At 69.2% G+C, this 16,261-nt stretch carries 14 protein-coding genes, 1 tRNA gene and 1 pseudogene; 10 read left to right on the forward strand and 6 right to left on the reverse strand.

The features are described from left to right. Nucleotides 1-237: 237 nt before the first annotated feature. The 3 genes from ACGFNI_RS19430 to ACGFNI_RS19440 form a co-directional block, all read right to left on the reverse strand. A complete protein-coding gene (locus tag ACGFNI_RS19430) occupies nucleotides 238-819 on the reverse strand; it encodes a single-stranded DNA-binding protein (protein ID WP_393685309.1) in 582 nt (193 codons plus the stop codon). 298 nt (nucleotides 820-1,117) lie between these two features. Further along, nucleotides 1,118-3,076, reverse strand: coding sequence for a GTPase (locus ACGFNI_RS19435; protein WP_393685886.1), 1,959 nt, complete (start codon nucleotides 3,074-3,076; stop codon nucleotides 1,118-1,120). 923 nt (nucleotides 3,077-3,999) lie between these two features. Then, nucleotides 4,000-5,787: an ATP-binding protein gene (locus ACGFNI_RS19440; protein ID WP_393685311.1), complete on the reverse strand. Its 1,788-nt coding sequence runs from the start codon at nucleotides 5,785-5,787 to the stop codon at nucleotides 4,000-4,002. 302 nt (nucleotides 5,788-6,089) lie between these two features. Between ACGFNI_RS19440 and ACGFNI_RS19445 the strand changes: the two genes are divergently transcribed. The 3 genes from ACGFNI_RS19445 to ACGFNI_RS19455 all read left to right on the forward strand — a co-directional run bounded on the left by ACGFNI_RS19445 (nucleotide 6,090) and on the right by ACGFNI_RS19455 (nucleotide 7,183). After that, a tRNA-Arg gene (locus tag ACGFNI_RS19445) sits at nucleotides 6,090-6,162 on the forward strand. Nucleotides 6,163-6,698: 536 nt separating this feature from the next. Further along, nucleotides 6,699-6,893 (forward strand): hypothetical protein, encoded by a 195-nt coding sequence (locus ACGFNI_RS19450; protein WP_393685312.1) that lies wholly within the window; start codon nucleotides 6,699-6,701, stop codon nucleotides 6,891-6,893. Between the two features lie 47 nt (nucleotides 6,894-6,940). Beyond that, the gene (locus tag ACGFNI_RS19455; RefSeq protein ID WP_393685888.1) at nucleotides 6,941-7,183 is read left to right on the forward strand and encodes a GNAT family N-acetyltransferase; all 243 of its coding nucleotides are present in this window, start codon (nucleotides 6,941-6,943) and stop codon (nucleotides 7,181-7,183) included. Between the two features lie 266 nt (nucleotides 7,184-7,449). Here ACGFNI_RS19455 and ACGFNI_RS19460 read toward each other — a convergent pair whose 3' ends face one another. Continuing rightward, nucleotides 7,450-7,974 (reverse strand): DUF5994 family protein, encoded by a 525-nt coding sequence (locus ACGFNI_RS19460; RefSeq protein WP_393685313.1) that lies wholly within the window; start codon nucleotides 7,972-7,974, stop codon nucleotides 7,450-7,452. Nucleotides 7,975-8,253: 279 nt separating this feature from the next. Here ACGFNI_RS19460 and ACGFNI_RS19465 point away from each other — a divergent pair, with 279 nt between their 5' ends. From ACGFNI_RS19465 to ACGFNI_RS19480, 4 genes and pseudogenes are all read left to right on the forward strand, one after another. Then, entirely contained in the window at nucleotides 8,254-8,814 is a 561-nt protein-coding gene (locus tag ACGFNI_RS19465; RefSeq protein ID WP_393685314.1) for a DUF5994 family protein, read from the forward strand. 4 nt (nucleotides 8,815-8,818) lie between these two features. Beyond that, nucleotides 8,819-8,965: a hypothetical protein gene (locus ACGFNI_RS19470; RefSeq protein WP_393685315.1), complete on the forward strand. Its 147-nt coding sequence runs from the start codon at nucleotides 8,819-8,821 to the stop codon at nucleotides 8,963-8,965. 65 nt (nucleotides 8,966-9,030) lie between these two features. Beyond that, nucleotides 9,031-9,305, forward strand: a pseudogene (locus ACGFNI_RS19475) (hypothetical protein). Between the two features lie 94 nt (nucleotides 9,306-9,399). Further along, nucleotides 9,400-9,672, forward strand: coding sequence for a hypothetical protein (locus tag ACGFNI_RS19480; protein WP_393685317.1), 273 nt, complete (start codon nucleotides 9,400-9,402; stop codon nucleotides 9,670-9,672). A gap of 374 nt (nucleotides 9,673-10,046) precedes the next feature. Here ACGFNI_RS19480 and ACGFNI_RS19485 read toward each other — a convergent pair whose 3' ends face one another. Further along, the gene (locus ACGFNI_RS19485) at nucleotides 10,047-10,232 is read right to left on the reverse strand and encodes a GNAT family N-acetyltransferase (protein WP_393685319.1); all 186 of its coding nucleotides are present in this window, start codon (nucleotides 10,230-10,232) and stop codon (nucleotides 10,047-10,049) included. Nucleotides 10,233-10,889: 657 nt separating this feature from the next. Here ACGFNI_RS19485 and ACGFNI_RS19490 point away from each other — a divergent pair. The 3 genes from ACGFNI_RS19490 to ACGFNI_RS19500 all read left to right on the forward strand — a co-directional run bounded on the left by ACGFNI_RS19490 (nucleotide 10,890) and on the right by ACGFNI_RS19500 (nucleotide 14,444). Further along, nucleotides 10,890-12,272: an ice-binding family protein gene (locus ACGFNI_RS19490; RefSeq protein ID WP_393685320.1), complete on the forward strand. Its 1,383-nt coding sequence runs from the start codon at nucleotides 10,890-10,892 to the stop codon at nucleotides 12,270-12,272. Nucleotides 12,273-12,523: 251 nt separating this feature from the next. Beyond that, nucleotides 12,524-13,243 carry a DUF5819 family protein gene (locus ACGFNI_RS19495; RefSeq protein ID WP_393685322.1) on the forward strand — a complete coding sequence of 240 codons (720 nt, stop codon included), beginning with the start codon at nucleotides 12,524-12,526 and terminating at the stop codon, nucleotides 13,241-13,243. Nucleotides 13,244-13,295: 52 nt separating this feature from the next. Further along, nucleotides 13,296-14,444 (forward strand): HTTM domain-containing protein, encoded by a 1,149-nt coding sequence (locus tag ACGFNI_RS19500; RefSeq protein ID WP_393685889.1) that lies wholly within the window; start codon nucleotides 13,296-13,298, stop codon nucleotides 14,442-14,444. 675 nt (nucleotides 14,445-15,119) lie between these two features. On the opposite strand, the gene ACGFNI_RS19505 is transcribed toward ACGFNI_RS19500, so the two are convergent. Further along, nucleotides 15,120-16,214, reverse strand: coding sequence for a helix-turn-helix domain-containing protein (locus ACGFNI_RS19505; protein ID WP_393685324.1), 1,095 nt, complete (start codon nucleotides 16,212-16,214; stop codon nucleotides 15,120-15,122). Between the last annotated feature and the right edge of the window lie 47 nt (nucleotides 16,215-16,261).

Raw genomic sequence — 16,261 nt, forward strand, 5'->3', positions numbered from 1 at the left:
CTTCTCGCACTCGATCCGAATCGCAATCGTTACCGACTGTCGTACGAATGACCTGGCATTATCGACAAATCGCTGGGACTTTTCAGGGCGCTGCCACCTTCTCGGGCAAACCGCCGGGACACACCTGCCCACCTGAGGCCCCGACTGCGGTACATCGCCTCGCCCGCCCCGTGCCCCACCTCGCCTCACACGATCTCTCCCCCCCTCCCGCATTTCCCATAAGCCCCGCCTCCCCGGTCAACTGCCGTGCGCTATCCCGGGAAGTGGAGAATTCAACCGGCGCCCGTCCTGCGCCCCCGCCTCCTCCACCACATCGCCATCGCCGTCTCCCGGAGAACCTGCCGCGCCCTCCTCCGCACCCTCGCCCGCACCCGCTCCCGGTGCGACGGCAGAGCCTGACACCCGCTCGCCCGGAGCCTGTTGGACCGGCACCTGCTCCGTACGCGCTCGCGACGACCGACGGAAGGCGGCGGTACCCCGGGAAAGGTCATGACCGATCGCCAGCGCATCGACCTCCGCCGCGAACCAGCGCGCCCCGCCACGCTCCGGCGGCTGCTCCCCCTCCCGCAGCCGCAACCTCCCCTGCACCAACAGCGGTTCACCCACCGCCACCGATGCCGCGACATTGTCGGCGAGCGCCCGCCACGCCCTGACCGTATAGAAGCTCGTCTCGCCGTCCGTCCAGCGTTCCCGCGCCTTGTCCCACCGCCGCGAAGTCGCCGCGAGCCGGAATCGCGCCACCGCCATCCCCGCCGCGGTCTGCCGATGCTCCACCGCCGTCGCGGCATTCCCCACCAAAGTCACCAACGTGTCGTTCATCGCGCCCACTTCCCCCGTCCGCGCCGCGTCGTACGGCGCCGTCCTCCGCTGTCACCCACCGCTCTCGCCGTGCGTTGACCTCATGCTGCACGCATTCCGCAATCCCCGCTCCGGGCTGTGGACGACCACCCGACTGTGGATAACTCGGTCACCCGGACGAGGGCCTGAGGACGGCGGAGAGGCTGCGTGATCCACCCCCAACAAGTAGACGCCAAGGAACAGATGGCGACGAGGAGATACCGAACGGAGAACGCGGCCGAGCCTCCGGAAGACTCGGCCGCGCCCACGTCCCGCGTGCTCAGGCCCCCGACGCCACCGCGTACTGCTGACGCACCTCGCGGTATCGCAGCAGTTCGGCGGCGACCGGTTCGAGCACCCGCGCCCGCCCGCATCCCGCAGCCGTCTCCCGCAGCCTGCGTTCGGTCTCCTGGCCGTGCCGCCGGGCGGGACCTCGGGCCGCCACCCCGCACAGCCACGTCAGAGCGGGCCCGCCCACCGAGCCGACGACCGCAGGCACCAGCGCGGCCACCCACGCTTCCGCATCCGCCAGACCTGTGAGCACCCCCAGCAGCCACAGCAGACCCACGACCTGAAGGACGAACATCAGGCCCTGCAACGCCGCCGCCGCCATCCACCACCGTGGCCGCACCTTCGGCCCGTCCCGCAGCGCCGCCTCCGCATCCGCCGCCACCTCGTCCAACGCCACCGGCAGCCCCTCCGCGCCCCGCCCCGCCGCCTCGCGCACGGCCTGCGCCCACGGCCCCGGCAGCCCACGAGCCGCCTCGCCCGCTACCGACCGCACCGCCTGCTCCACAACGGGCCGCGCCGCCGCCCGCCCTCCCAAGTCCCGCGCCTTCCACCCCGGACGCACACCGAACGCCGTTCCAGCCGTTCCAGCCGTTCCAGCCGTTCCAGCCGTTCCAGCCGTTCCAGCATTGCCCGGGGTTCCAGGGCCGCCCGGGGTTCCCGGCGTTCCACCCCCGCCCGGCGTCCCGCGCTTCCCAGGCTTCCTCCGCAGGCCACCCGCCCTCACGACCACCGATCGGAGACCCGCAACCGTCCCAGACCGCCCCCCGACCTCCACACCGACCGTCCCATCGGCCATCCCGTCCGCCGTCCCACCGGCCGTTCCACCCGCCATCCCATCGGCCGTTCCACCCGGCCTCCCGCCCGCGCCATCCGGCCGTTCCCCGCGCGTCCACGGAGCCGGGCCCCGGCTTCGCAGCCGCGTCCACGGTGAGCCGCAGGCGCGGTCCGCGTGCCGCAGCCAGTCGCGTTCCGCCGCACGTCCCATCGCCACCGCACCGACCGCTTCGGCCAGCCGGTCGTCGAACTCCTCGCGGGCGCACTCCGTCAGTCCGAACCGCCGCTCCGCCACGTACGCAGGACGCAGCCGTTCGGCAGCCGCGTCCACATCCGCGGTCAGCCGCCGCTCCGCAGCCCCCCGGTCAGCCACGAACTGGCCCAGCGCGTCCCGGAGTTCGCCCAGCCCCGCCCCCGTCGCGGCGGAGAGCGCGAGCACCTGCGCCCCCGGCTCACCGTGTTCGCCGAGCGCAAGACCGTCCTCGTCCAGGAGCCGGCGCAGATCGTCCACCACTTGGTCGGCGGCGTCACCGGGTAGCCGGTCCACCTGGTTGAGCACCACGAACGTCACCTCGGCATAGCCGGCCAACGGTCGCAGATAGCGCTCGTGCAGCACCGCGTCCGCGTACTTCTCCGGGTCCACCACCCAGATCACCGCGTCCACCAACTTCAGCAGCCGGTCCACCTGTTCACGATGGCCGGTCTCCGCCGAATCGTGGTCGGGCAGATCCAGCAGTACGAGCCCCCGCAACCCGTCACCACCCGCACCACCCTGCCCACCGTCACCCGCTTCCCCGGCCGTCTCTCCGGGGACATGACGGCGGCGCGGCGGGACACCCAACCGGTTCAGCAGCCCCTCGGCACCGGGGCCGCCCGGCCAGACGCAGGCCACCGGTTCGCACGTCGTCGGCCGACGCGCGCCGACCTGCGAACGGTTCGCCCCGGCGAGCGCGTTGAACAGCGAGGACTTGCCGCTGCCGGTGGCTCCGGCGAGGGCGACGACGGTGTGCGCCGCGGACAGCCGGCTCCGCTCGTCGGCGGCATCCAGGACCCGGCCCGCCTCCTCGAGCGTCTCGCCGCCCAGCCGGGTCCTGGACAACGCGATCAGCTCCCGCAGCGCGTCCAGCCGCCGCAACAGCACGTCCCCAGGAACACACCGTTCCCCGCCCGGCACCCGTACGTCTCCACAGGCCGCGTCCTCCTCAACCGCCGAGGCCACCGCACGCCGCCCATCCGACCGCACATCCCGCTGGGCCCCGACCCGCCCCGCACCCCGCACCGCCTCCTCGTCCACGGGACGCACCACGCCACGCCCCACGACCCCCCACTCCACGTCCTCGTCCACAGGACGCACGGCACCACGCCCCACGACGTCCCACTCCACCTCCCGCTCCCCGCACTCCCCGCCAAGCGCCCCCTTCGCCGTCCCGTTCGCCCCGGCCACACCTCCGCCGCCGGCTGCCGCCCCGACGCCCGCAGCCGTCCCGGCCCCCGCCGTATCGGCCCCACCCGCCACATCCGCAACTGGCCCTCCACCCACGCCGCCCATCCCACCGAGCGCTTCCACAGCCGCATCCGCATCCGCCGCAGGCTCCGACTGGGCCTCGCGCCGCCGCCCGCCCGGCCGCGGAAACGCGCCGGCCCGCACCCGTCGCGCGATCAACCCGTCGTCCCACCGCGCGCCCCGCAGAAAGCCACGCCCGCCCGTCCCCGCACCCGTCGGCTCCGGAACGCCGCCCTCCTCCGCCTCGCCTCCTGGCTCCGCTACCCCCTCATCCGGAACCAGGTCATCCACCCTCTCGCCACACGCCCGGCACGCCCCGCACATCCCGGAGACCCCACACACCCCGCACGCCGAACCCATAGCCGAACTCCCCTCCCCCACACTGCCCTCCGGAGCCCCTGAAGCCCCTGAACCCCCCGCCCCCTCAGCACTCACAGATTCCCCAAGACCCTCAGCCCCCTCAGCACCCTCACCAAGGCCATCAGCGCTCCTGGAACACACATCCCTCCCCCACCGCCCAGAACTCCCCTGCTCCCCTGGGCACTCGGGGTTCTCCGGACCCTCCGTCCCCTCCGGACGTCCCGTGAACCCGCTCACCACGACACCTTCTCCCTCTGCAGTACGGACAGTGCGGCGATCAGTTCGGCCTGCTGTTCCGGCGGCACGGAAAGCTGGTCGAGCGGCGCCAGCCGACGCTCGCGCTCGGCGTCGAGCGCGCGTTCCAAGTGCCTGGTCAGCAGCCTGTTGCCCCGGTCGCACAGCCGCAGCGCGCTCTGTGCCCCGAGCAGTTCGGCGAGGCTCTCGCCCGCCGTACGCGCCCGCCGCCCGCCGAGCAGCGCGGTGGCCAGCAGCGCCGCCGACTCCTCCGGCACCACGACCCCCGGGCGGTCTGCGGCGAGTCCGCCGGACGCCTCGCGGGTCTCCTCGTCGGCCAATTCCTCCAGGCAGCGACGCCAGTGCCGTACGACGACTCCGAGCCGCGCTGCCGCACCCGCGGTGCCGGCCGCGGCCGTCGGCGACACGTCCGCGGCGGCCGGGTCGCGGCGCCAGGCGTCGGCGACCCGTTCGTCGGCCTGCTCCACCGCGCAGTACAGCAGGGCCGTGAGTCCATGGGTCAGCGCGTCCAGCAGCTCGTCGGGGCGGCCACCAAGTGCGTGGTCGCGCCAGTGGGCACGCGCGTCCCCGGACAGCACCTCGCCCGCCGCGACCTCCTCACGGACCCGCTCGGCGGCCTCCTCGTACGCCCCATCGACCCGGCCGGCCAGCCGCAGCGCCGCGGCGTGCTGGGCCGCGGCCTCGCCCGCGAGCGCCGGCAGCCGGCTGCGCAGCGAGGCGATCACGCCGGCCGCGGTGCGGTCCGCGGCGGCGGACCGGGCGAGCGGATCCTGAGCATGCCGCGCCAGCCAGTCGCGCAGGGCGGCGACCGCCGTGGCGGGCAGCAGCCCGCTGCCGCCGCCGGCCGACTCGGGCAGCTCGGGGATGGTGAAGCGCGGCACGTGGCCGAGGCCGGCGCCCTGGAGGAGCGCCGCGTAGCGCCCGGAGATGTCGGCGGCGATCTGGTGCGGCACCCGGTCGAGCACGGTCACCAGCGTGACGTCGTACTCCCTGGCCGTACGCAGCAGGTGCCAGGGCACCGCGTCGGCGTACCGGGCGGCCGTGGTGACGAGCACCCAGACGTCGGCCGCACAGATCAGTTCGGCCGCGAGTTCGCGGTTGCCCGCCACCAGGGAGTCGATGTCGGGGGCGTCCAGGAGGGCCAGCCCGCTGGGCAACGCCGGGTCGGTCTCGATCCGCAACGTAGGCATCCCGGGCTCCCCACAGGGCCCTTCCGTCCCCCGTCCCTCCCCATAGCCGCCATACGTCCCATGCGCCTTATCCACCTCATACGCCTCATGCTCCGCGTATGACGCGTAGCCACCACCGCCCCCGCCACCGGCTCCATACGCCTCGCCCCGCCGGTGCCCCCGCCCACCCGGCGCCTCCGGACGGCCGCCGTCCTGTCCCGGCACCCAGACCCGCGCCAGTTGCGGCAACACCCGCCGGCCGGCGAACCACTGACGGTCGTCGGGGTGACAGACCAGCACCGGCGTCCGCGTCGTCGGACGCAGCACCCCGGCTTCCGACACCCGCCGCCCCACCAGCGAATTGACCAGCGTCGACTTGCCGGCCCCGGTGGAACCGCCGACGACGGCGAGCAGCGGGGCCTGCGGTGCGCGGAGCCGGGGCATCACATAGTCGTCCAGCTGCGCGAGCAGCTCGGCCCTGCTGCGGCGGGCGCACGCCGCGCCTCCTAGCGGCAGCGGAAAGCGTGCGGCGTCGACGCGGTCTCGCAGTACGGACAGCGCGTCGATGAGCCGGGGTCGTACATCCAAGGTCGCCACATGTGCAGAATGCCCAATTTCGTTGGGTTTTTGAAGCGTATACCCCTGTGTGCGCGCCGTAAAAAACGGTACAGAACGGGACGACTGCCACGTGAGACGATCAAGACAAGTGGGGCACAGGCATAACGACTGCACAACACCCGCTGCGCGAGTGGCCAAAACCGGTGCAGGATTCGTACCCGCCTGCGATTATCGGGATCGCTTCACGGAATCTCCACAACGTGCCACGGAGGTGAAGCAACCGGGACGAGGCACCCGGACCCCTATCCTTGTCCGCGGTCCGTGATCCACGTCCACCACCGGCCCCCGTAGCTCAGTGGATAGAGCAGGTGCCTTCTAAGCACTTGGCCGCAGGTTCGAGTCCTGCCGGGGGCGCTCTTCTCCGCCCGTTCCTCAGCCCTCCATCACGGAGGGCTTTTTTGCAGTTCAGAGGCCATTTAGCGGGTGCGGTGCGGTGCCTTTGGCAGGGCCGGACCCAACTGCTGGCGGCGGAGGCGGGAGTCCGGCTGATGCCGGTTTTGCACGGCTCTCGGCGGCTGTTCTTCCCGAAAACTTCCCGAAGTTTTCGGGCGGGCGCTTCGAGGCCGCGAGTCCCTCAGGCAGCTGCTGGGGACCTTCGATCCGCCCTGCAGCTCGGTCAACTGTCCGCCGATACAGCGGGCGTAGGTGGACAGAAGGACGGGAACGCGGTTGCCCGCCCACTCGGCGACCTGGGCCGGCGGAACGCCATTGTTGAGCCAGGCGTGCGGAGTGGTGGCACGGAGTCGCCACCGACCCGGTGCGGCTTCACGCGCGGATAGCTGACCCGCAAGGCCGGCCGGTCGAGGAGCAGACCGAAACGTCCCTCTACACCCCGATCTACACGCCCGACGGCCCCGGAGGATCCTCTCGGGGTTCCAAAGGAGGCACCCGTGAGTGACCCTCACATCGTTCTCCCCGGCGACCGGCTCGCCCTCGGCCTGCCACGCCAGGACATGCTGCCGACGTACCACCGGTGGGAGAACGATCCCCGGACGATCCTCGGCTACGGCACCCAGATGCCGCAGAGCTGGGAAGCCCGCGCCGCGGGTTGGGACGGACAGGCCCGCAACGGCCAGCGTCCCTGATCGCCCCCTAGGCCCGCGGGAAGGGCTACGCAGCCGAGGCCACCCGCCTGACCCTCGACTGGGCGTTCCACCTCGGCTCGCTGCGCATGGTGTGGCTCAAGGCCCTGGAACCGAACCGGGCCGGCATCACCGCATACGAGAAGGCCGGGTTCCGCCCGGCCGGACGGCTCCGGCAGTCGGGCTTCTGGCTCGGCGAGCAAGCTGACGAGCTGATCATGGATGCGCTGCGCGAGGACTTCCCCGGGCCTTCGGCCGTATCCACTGCCGTCGATGCCGAGACGCCCTCGTAGAGCGCGAGCCGCCTGGACACGAATCGAAGACCTGACCCCGCTGCCGGTCACGCGCCACAGCGGGGCACAGCCGACGCAGCAGCCGCAGCTGCTCCTCGTCGAGTCCCGGCAAGACGGCCGAAGGGCTCAGCGCACCGCCCCGGGCCCCGCCACTCTGCGCATGTAGCACATAACACAGCATCTCCTGTGGGTGCCTGTCGAAGCTGCACCTGCGCGGCAGCCTGTATCCCTCTCGCCGAAGAAGCGTCGAAGCCTTGACGGTTTCCTCACCGCTCGCCGCGTTCGCCGCCCGTCCGAGGCCGTTCCTCGGGAATGGGGTGTGCACGACGGGTGCCGGTGTCGATGAGAATCTGCTCAGCCTGAGTGACGTTGCCGGCCTGGACGGCCCTGTCCATCGCGGCGCGGGCCGCTTCCGGAGTCGCGTGCGGCGGGACCACCAGCAGGGAGAAGTGGTCCTGGTCGCCTCGGGTGATGAGGACGGTGTCGTCACCGATCGGGAAGGAGTCGATGCGCACGACCCGGTCGTCGATGACCAGACGGGTCGGCAGATCCTCCCAGGCACCGCCGTCCAGGCCGATGCGCAGGACGGGGCCGAGATGCTCGGTCAGCGCGGTGACCAGACCGGGGAGCTCGGCGCCGATGTCGTGAGAACGCGGCCACCACGCGCCGTCGAGAACTTGCTCGCGGGTGTGCGTGGTCACCAGCCGCAAGAGGGCCGTCCCGGGGCTGACGGCCTGGTGGACCGCGTCCGGCAGAAGCCGCGGTGCGCGGGGAGTGTCGGGGTCGGCCATGTGTGTTCACCCGTCTTCCGGGGGTTGCGTACGCCCGGCGAGGTGCCCTCGTCGTTTTCACGGTACTCCGCGTACCAGGGCGCGGACGTGCCGCGCGGCGACGGATCCGGACCCGCGTTCGCCAGGAAGTTCCTGGTCACACGCACCCTCACGGACTGGTGGCCGGAGTAGAGTGAAGAGACCGGGAGTACTTCGCACACCGGCTCCTCCGTCGGTGTCGTTCTCGGTGAGCAACAACACCGGGACGTCGAAGACGAGCCCCGGGGACAGGTCCGCGCCATGACCGCGACCATCGACCGTACGATCATGAGCGAGCGCGCACCTTCGTCACCGGCCCGCCTCTCCTTCACTCCGGCCGGATCGCCTCCGGGTCTCCTGGACGGCGCCTGGTGGCCCCGCTCTCGCGATCTTTACCGCGAGCTTCCCGCTCTGATGAAGGTGCTGGACGCGCGCTGGGACCGGATCACTCACGTCACGGTGAACCCGGCCCACTGGCCCGTGGTGCCGCGAAAGGTGCCGGTGGCCGGGCACACGGTGCACGTGGGCTGGTTCGCCGAAGAGCAGGACCCGAACAAGCTGCTCCTCCTCTCCTACAGCGCGGGCCGCTGGGATCTGCTGGTGATCCCGCCGGAGACCGGCGCTGCTGCCGCCGCCCGGCTGATGTCCGCCGCGGCTGCCCCCGGCGGCCTCCTGACCGCCAGCGCCCTGATGGCGAGCGAGGGGGCCACCCGTGACGCGCGGGAGGCACTGGGGCAGGAAGAAGGGTGGGAGACCGAGGGCGGAGCCGCCTCCGCGACAGGGCACCAGGCCGCGCTCCTGACCTCCGCCCGAGGGAAGTGAGGACGTGGAGACCGTCATCACCGTGGCCGTGATCACCCTCATGATCGTCGCGGGCATGTTCCTGATCCGTCTGCTCAACGCGCAGCAGACCGGGCCCACGGAATCGCGCGTAGCCACCCACCGCGAGCACCACGCCGGGAGCCGTGGATGAAACCGGCCCTTTCGCTGACCGGGGGCGGTGGGGGTGGCGCGACGGCATCATCGCTGTCGCCCCTGATGAGCGAGGTCACCGTGAAGTCACCAGAACTCCCCTCGGCCGGCCACGCCGACGCGCGCATCGTCGCCGCGTCCCCCGAAGTCGCCCGTCAGATGGCAGAGGCTCTCCGTGGCGCTTCGGCGCCACCGAACAGCGCAGCTACCCCGTCGACGGCGCGGGCGGAACCCGCCTCCACCTCACCGTCGACACCACTCACACGGCAGAGCCGGCACGGCCCTGGCTCGTAAGCAGTCAATCCTCCCCGGACGCCCGCACCCAGGCGGACGAAATCTGAGGCGAGGGCTCGCAACGGTTCGTGGGGCAGGCGTAATGCCGCGCCTGTTCCCACGAGCTCCGAACCGGTGCCCGGCACGAGTGGGAGGCACGTCATGGCAACACTTCACGAGCGGAAGCACTACCGCGAAGCGATCATGAAGGCCCTGTACGAGACCACGGAAGGCAATCGCTTCCTTGGCGTCACCGGGGCAGGGCTGCGCGACGATCTTCAAATCCCTGAGCAGGACCTGGCCGCAGCCTGCGCGTATCTGGTGGGCGAAGGGCTCGTCACCGTCGACTGGGCACAAGGAAACACCCCCGTGATGGTCACACTGACGCACCAGGGAATCCGGCTGAGGGAAGACGAAGAAGAGAAACAGAGCTGACACCACGCAGAAGACGGCTACGGGGCCTAGGAACCCCATCAACGCGGAATGCCCCTCATGCGGTAAAAGTTCCTTGGGAATACCATGAGAAGCGGGTCCGCGCACTCTCACGTGTAACGACCTGAAAGGGCGGCCCCGGCGGGTATGTGCCGGGGCCGTTGGCATCACGGATCGAGTGGCCGCGGTTGCCAGACAGCAGTGCCACTCGCAGGCAACCGCCTCAAATGGCTGGTCAGCCGTCGCCATGCGCGAGCGGACGGCGTGGCCCGGACTGTCCGGCGGTGGATCCGGCGTCAGCCAGATGTCCTCTCACCTGGCATGAGTGGACTGTGGCCGACTGTTCAGAACCGTCGGTCACGCGTCCGTCGGGACTTTTAATCCAGTAGCCCACCCGGCGCTTGGAAGCTGATGGCGTAGAGCACACCGGCGCGACATCCCCGCCTGCGGCCCTCTTCCTCCGCCTGCCTCAGGATCTCCCTGCCCACCCCGGCACCCCGCAGCGCGGGCGGGAGATGGAACAAGTCAACGAACAGCAGGCCCAGCGACGTACGCCCCGTCAATCCGCGTCCCAGGAGCTGGTCCAGCCCAGGATCACCCGGGCCCAGCCGACGCGCTGCTATCGGAGTACCAGGCGGCGGCCCCGCTCGACAGCGCCCCGCACCCGTGTGTGACTCCCGCTGCTCCAGGAGACAAACACGGATGGCGGCGCCACACTAATCCATTTCAGCAAAGCCCTGACCCCTCCCCGTGAAGAAATCACCACGCGGGCGACGGACCCGGAGTCCATCGAGTCAACCTCATCATGAGACACACCCAGCTTTTCACCCCTTTGATGGCGTTCGAAGGTGCTCCACACGCGAAATTCAAGCGGTTTGAGGAAAGCTTTCCCCCCTTCCCCACCTGCTGTTTTTTGATTTTCCATGCCATCGGCCTTGCGCCACGCACACCCCGGCTGGAACTCATGGTCGCGTATGTCCTTACTTAAGTGCGTATGGTGCTTTTTTGCATCACCCCTCGCAGCGGTCGGCTCGTAAGCAGGAACATCCGTTTATGTGACATCCAGAGTTGCGCCCGACAGTGACCAGCGGTCAAGCAATCGCACAGATGGCATTTGCCGAGCATGCAATATGCCGCCGTCACTTGGCGAGCGATTCGCTGGAAGAGAGCGAGGTTCGCAAAGTGTCCGCAGTTTTTCCGCACAAGAGTAGGCAGCCTCAATGAAACCAAGACTCAGCGGCGTGCTTAATTGGCGCGCCATCTCCACCTGGCTCGCCGCAGCCGCCGTGATCGCCGCTGCCGCGGTGGCACTCAACCCGACGCAAGCGCAGGCCATCGCGACAGCTGTCCCCCTTGGTACGGCAGACAGCTACGCGGTTCTGGCAGGCCAGTCGGTCACCAACACCGGCCCGTCCACGATCAACGGAGACCTCGGGGTGAGCCCGGGGACAGCGGTCAGCGGCTTCCCGCCCGGCCTGGTGAACGGGGCCATCCACCAGGCTGACGCCCCCGCCCTCCAGGCCAAGGCCGACCTGGTCACGGCGTACAACAACGCCGCGAGCCAGGCCACGGACGCCACCATCACCAGCGACCTCGGTGGCCAGACGCTGGATCCGGGCGTCTACACCGCGTCCAGCTCCGCCGGACTCACGGGCACGCTCACCCTGGACGCGCATGACGACCCCAACGCCGTGTGGGTTTTCCAAGTCGGATCAACTCTGACGACGGCCTCCGCCAGCCGCGTGCTGCTGACCAACGGTGCCTCTCCGTGCAATGTCTTCTGGCAGATCGGAAGCTCCGCCACGATCGGCACCAACACCACCTTCGTGGGCAACATCCTGGCTCTGACCTCGATCAGCGTGACCACGGGCTCGACCATCCAAGGCCGAGCGCTGGCACGTAACGGCTCCGTGACCCTGGACAACAACGTGATCACCCGGCCCAACTGCGGCACCGGAACGACCACCGGGACCACGACCGGGACCACGACCGGAACCACTACCGGAACCCTCGGCGGGGTCCTCGGCGGGGTCCTCGGCGGTTCCACCACGGGCACGACGACGGGCACCACGACGGGCACCACCACGGGAGCCCTGGGCGGCGTCCTGGGCGGCGTTCTCTCCGGTGGCACTTCCGGCGGACTGATCGCGGGCAACAGCGGCAGCGGCGGCGCGATTGCGGGCAACAGCGCCGGCAGTACCTCGGGCAACATTCAGGGGAACACCGCAGGAAACACGCGGGGTAACACTGCCGGCAACACTGCCGGGAACAACGGCAACACCGCCGGGAACACCACAGGCGGCGGGAACACCGCCGGGAACACCGCTGGGAACACGACAGGCGGCGGAAACGGCGGAGATCACGGTCACTACCCCGGCAAGCCCTGTGGCTACCCCGGCGACCACGGCAAGCACAAGAAGCCCTGTGACGAGCACGGCAAGTACAGCCACGACAAGCCCTGTGACGACAAGTGCGGTCACAAGAAGCCCTGTGACGACAAGTGCGGCGGGGGGAAGCCCGACCACGACGGCAAGGTGTGCGAGGACAAGCACCACAGCCAGGTGCGTGGAGCAGGCAAAGAGTGCGAAGAGGCCGATGTCTAGCTGATGCGCACGCCAACCGGCGCCTGCACACACGCACCAGCCTGTGGGCGGAAAGCCGGAGGCAATTCATCCCGCGAACCGGCACCGCTCCCGCAAAGGCGCACCCGAGAGGTGATTGCCGGAGCCGGCGGACCGCACCTGGGAGGAACGGGCGGCGCGGGGCGAGTCTCGACAGGCTCGCCCCGCGCCGGCAGCCCGTACAGCAGGAGAGAACTCCCTGTGCGGCGGTGCAGGGAAGAAAGCAATGGGATGTGAGGGAATTGAACAGCGGACTGGTTGACGAAGCGACCGCCACCGGCGCAAGATCAACCGCGCAGATTCCGGGCAGGGAAAATGTCGGCACCTCAAAACCTTCGGAACTTTACCGACCGCTGCGAGCGGTGATCGGATGCGCAGTTTCTCTGGGCATGGCCGTATCCTTCGTCCACGTACTCTTCTTGTTTCTGCACGTGGCACCCAGCAACAGCGTTTCACAGCGATACGGAAACCAGATCAATGCCTGGGTATACCCGCTCTTCGAGCAGAACTGGCGACTCTTCGCGCCGAACCCGGATTCGATCAACCAGCAGATCTCCGCGAGGACGATGACCATCTCGGCGGACGGCACCCCGCAGATCAGCGGCTGGTTCGATCTAACGGCACTCGATAACGCGGCCGTCCGGCACAGCGTCTTCCCCAGCCATACCGCGCAGAACATGCTGCGCCGGGCCTGGACTTCCTACCTGGAAACCCACGGCGGCGACGATCAGCCGCGCTCGGAGCGGGCCCGGATGATGCAGGAATACCTGGCAAATATCGCGACTGACCGCGTCGCCGCGCATCGCCCCAGCACATTTGAGAACGTCCAGCTGCGCGTGATCAGCCATCAGATCGCCGCACCCTCAACAGCGGACACGCCTCGGCCCGCCACACCCGGGCGTGGTGAGACCCGGTATCTGCCGTGGTGGAAGGTGACCCATCGTGCCCACTGAGCCGCGCGCACATGCGACGCACTCGCCCGGTCCGGCGACCGCCCCCGGGGGCATCGCGGCCGGCCGGCAACGGATCCTCGGCGCCCTGAGCGCGTGGCGCTCCGCCCTCACCGACAGACCGGTGTCGCTGTACGCGGCGTCGGTGCTGCGGATCGGGTACGGGCTGGCCTATCTCGCCTTCCTGCTGCGGGAGTTCCCGCACCGGCAGGAGATCTGGGGCCCGGACTCCCCGTGGACACCCGCCCTCGCGAACGAGCTGTTCGTTCAGACCGGCTGGTCCAGCATCCTCACGCTGTCCCTGTCCCCGCTGTACTTCGAAGCCTGCTACGTCTTCGCGCTCGTCACCTGCCTGCTCTTCCTGCTCGGCTGGCGGACCAGAGTCATCTCTCTCGTCTTCGCGATCGTCGTCGCCTCCTTTCACGCCCGGACCATCTTCATGACGGACGGGGGAGACAACCTCATCCTCCTGATGTCCATGTACCTCTGCCTCACGGCTTGCGGCCGGCGGTGGTCCCTCGACGCGCGCAGGCTCCGGCTCCGTGCGGAAGCGGACGGAGCGGGAGGCGCGAAGACCGGTGCCGAGTCGGCCCTGATGCATCAACTCCAGTTCACCCGGACCCAGTTGGTGACCCTGCTGCACAACTGCGGGATGCTGGTCATCGCGGCCCAGGTATGCCTTCTCTACGGGTCCGCGGGGCTCTACAAGGTGCAGGGCAACTTCTGGGGCAACGGAACGGCTCTGCACTACGTACTCAATCTCGATCTGTTCCGGCCCTGGCCCGCGTTGTCGATCCTGGTCGACCACCAGACGATGTTCATCGCGGTCGCCGGCTACCTGACCGTGCTGCTCCAAGTGGCCCTGCCATGTGTGCTGTTCAGCAAGGTCAAATACGTCGTCCTGCCCCTGCTGCTCGGCATGCACGCAGGGATCGCGGTACTCATGGGGCTCCCGCTCTTCTCCGCGGCAATGATCGTCGCCGACGCAGTCTTTCTCCCCGACCGCTTCTACCTGTACCTGGGACGCCACCTGCGACGCCTGCGCCACCGGAAAGCCGACCGGGAACCAGGCGCCCCGGACCATGTGGGCACCTCGCATGTGCCGGCTCAGGCTCAGCCCAGACCGACGGGCGGCACCCGAACCTCTCAGGGCGGCACCGGGACCGCCCGTCCCTCAGGGATCGGGTCGCAGTCCACCCCATAGCGTTCCCGGACCACTCGGTTGCGGCCCTGTGCCCTGAAGTTGCGAGCTTCTGAAGTGACCGCCCGGCGCCTTGGTACCGCGCCGGGTGGCCACGAAGAACACTCTCGCATGGCTGGGCGGAGCGACGGCCACAGAAAGACGAATCGTTCCTGCGATGTGCTGAAACAACCCTCCATGGGAATTACTTCAAGCGGAATTAGTTGACCATGGAACTACCAAGGGCATATTTAGCTCCGTATGTCCGTTGTGGGGAGCACACAACGCCACAGGAAACGGTGTGCGGGGCCAGGGCCCTCATCCACGACGGCGAAGCCGTCCCCGTAGGGGCCGGCTTCGCCCCGCCCCACCGCCGCAGAGGCCCGCAACGCTCCTGCCCCCGGCACCAAATCTCCGATTTCGAGGAAGCGTTGCCCGCCATGCCAGTGCCGTGCCGTGCCGGATAAGCCGGTAGACCAGGGTCAACACGGAGCGAGACTGAACCGGCACACGGGCCCGGACCGAGGCATCTCCGCTGGTCAGGAAGGTACGGGCACCCGAAAGCCCCCTGATTCCCAAGCGCAGAGCGCGGGTTCGATTCCCGTCACCCGCTCCGCAGCGAAGGGACCGGGTCATAGTCTCGGGCCCTACACGTCTGGCCACCACGCCGACAGAGGCGGCGCCTCCCGGGTGATGGCCTCAACGCACCAGGCTCAATACGCCTTTGGCCCTGTGATCGCTGGATGCTTCGCCGCCGCCTTCCATCGCCGTCATGGTCAGCCCGAAGAGCAGCCTCTTCATCTCTTCCGCCGTGACGCACAGTTGGTCGGCTACGTCGCTCGGACGTACTCCCTTGGAGCGAAGCCCTTGGAAGACCTTGGTCAGGATCTGGGAGGTCTCTCGTTTCCTCAGTCCCTGGGGCTCGTCGGTTCGGTAGCCGCGTGCGCTCAGGTCAGCGCAGGTGGAGCGGTACTGCCAATCGGTGAGCAGGCCGAGGTCGTGCATCCGGTACGTCAACGCCATGGCGGAAACCTTCCAGATCCCCTTGCCCTCAAGGATCTGATCGACACGAGCACCTGCAGGCATGTGCCCCAGCACGCTGGCGGCCGGCATGAGAAAGGCGCTGGCGAAGTCATTCGCCTGGCGCTCGGCTGCCGGCCCAGTGCAAGGTCGCTCGCCGCTGGCATGCATGATCAGGTGGCCAAGTTCGTGGGCTGCGTCGAACCTGCTCCGCTCGACGGTCTTCATCGTGTTCAGGAAAATGAAGGGGACATTGCCCCGCCATACCGCGAAGGCATCCACCTCCAGCGAGTCCGGCGGCAGGGAAAACACACGGACGCCACGGGCCTCCAGCAGGTGAACCATGTTCGGCGCCGGCGCGTTGCCCAGGCCCCAGCGGGTGCGCACCATCTCCGCGGCCGTCTCCGGGTCCGGCTTGCCAAGAGAAGGAAGATCCGGCTCCGGCAGGCGGAACCGTTCGTCGATCCAGTCGTACAACTGGGCAGCGAGACTGCCTGCGGCCCTGGCAGAGTCCAATACGCGGGGTGGTGTCTTGGTCCGGGCCCGCCATGAAATCCCCTCCACAGGCAGTTCGTCGACCTCAGCCCCGGAGAAGAACAGCTCTGGGAAGCTGAGAGCAGCAGCGATCCGCCGGATGGTGGAGGGACGCGGCGATGTCCGTCCCGTTTCGTAGTTCGACAGGCTCTGTAGCGACACCCCAGCGCGCTTGGAGAGCTCTGCGAGGGTCAGTCCCCGACGCTTCCGGGCCAGCGTGATGCGGGATGGAGTCACCATGGTGGACTGCCTCGTTTGTCGGTGGTACAGGGTGCGGCACTGACAGA

Origin of the sequence: Streptomyces sp. NPDC048644 (assembly GCF_043199105.1) — a bacterium.
GTDB lineage: Bacteria > Actinomycetota > Actinomycetes > Streptomycetales > Streptomycetaceae > Streptomyces.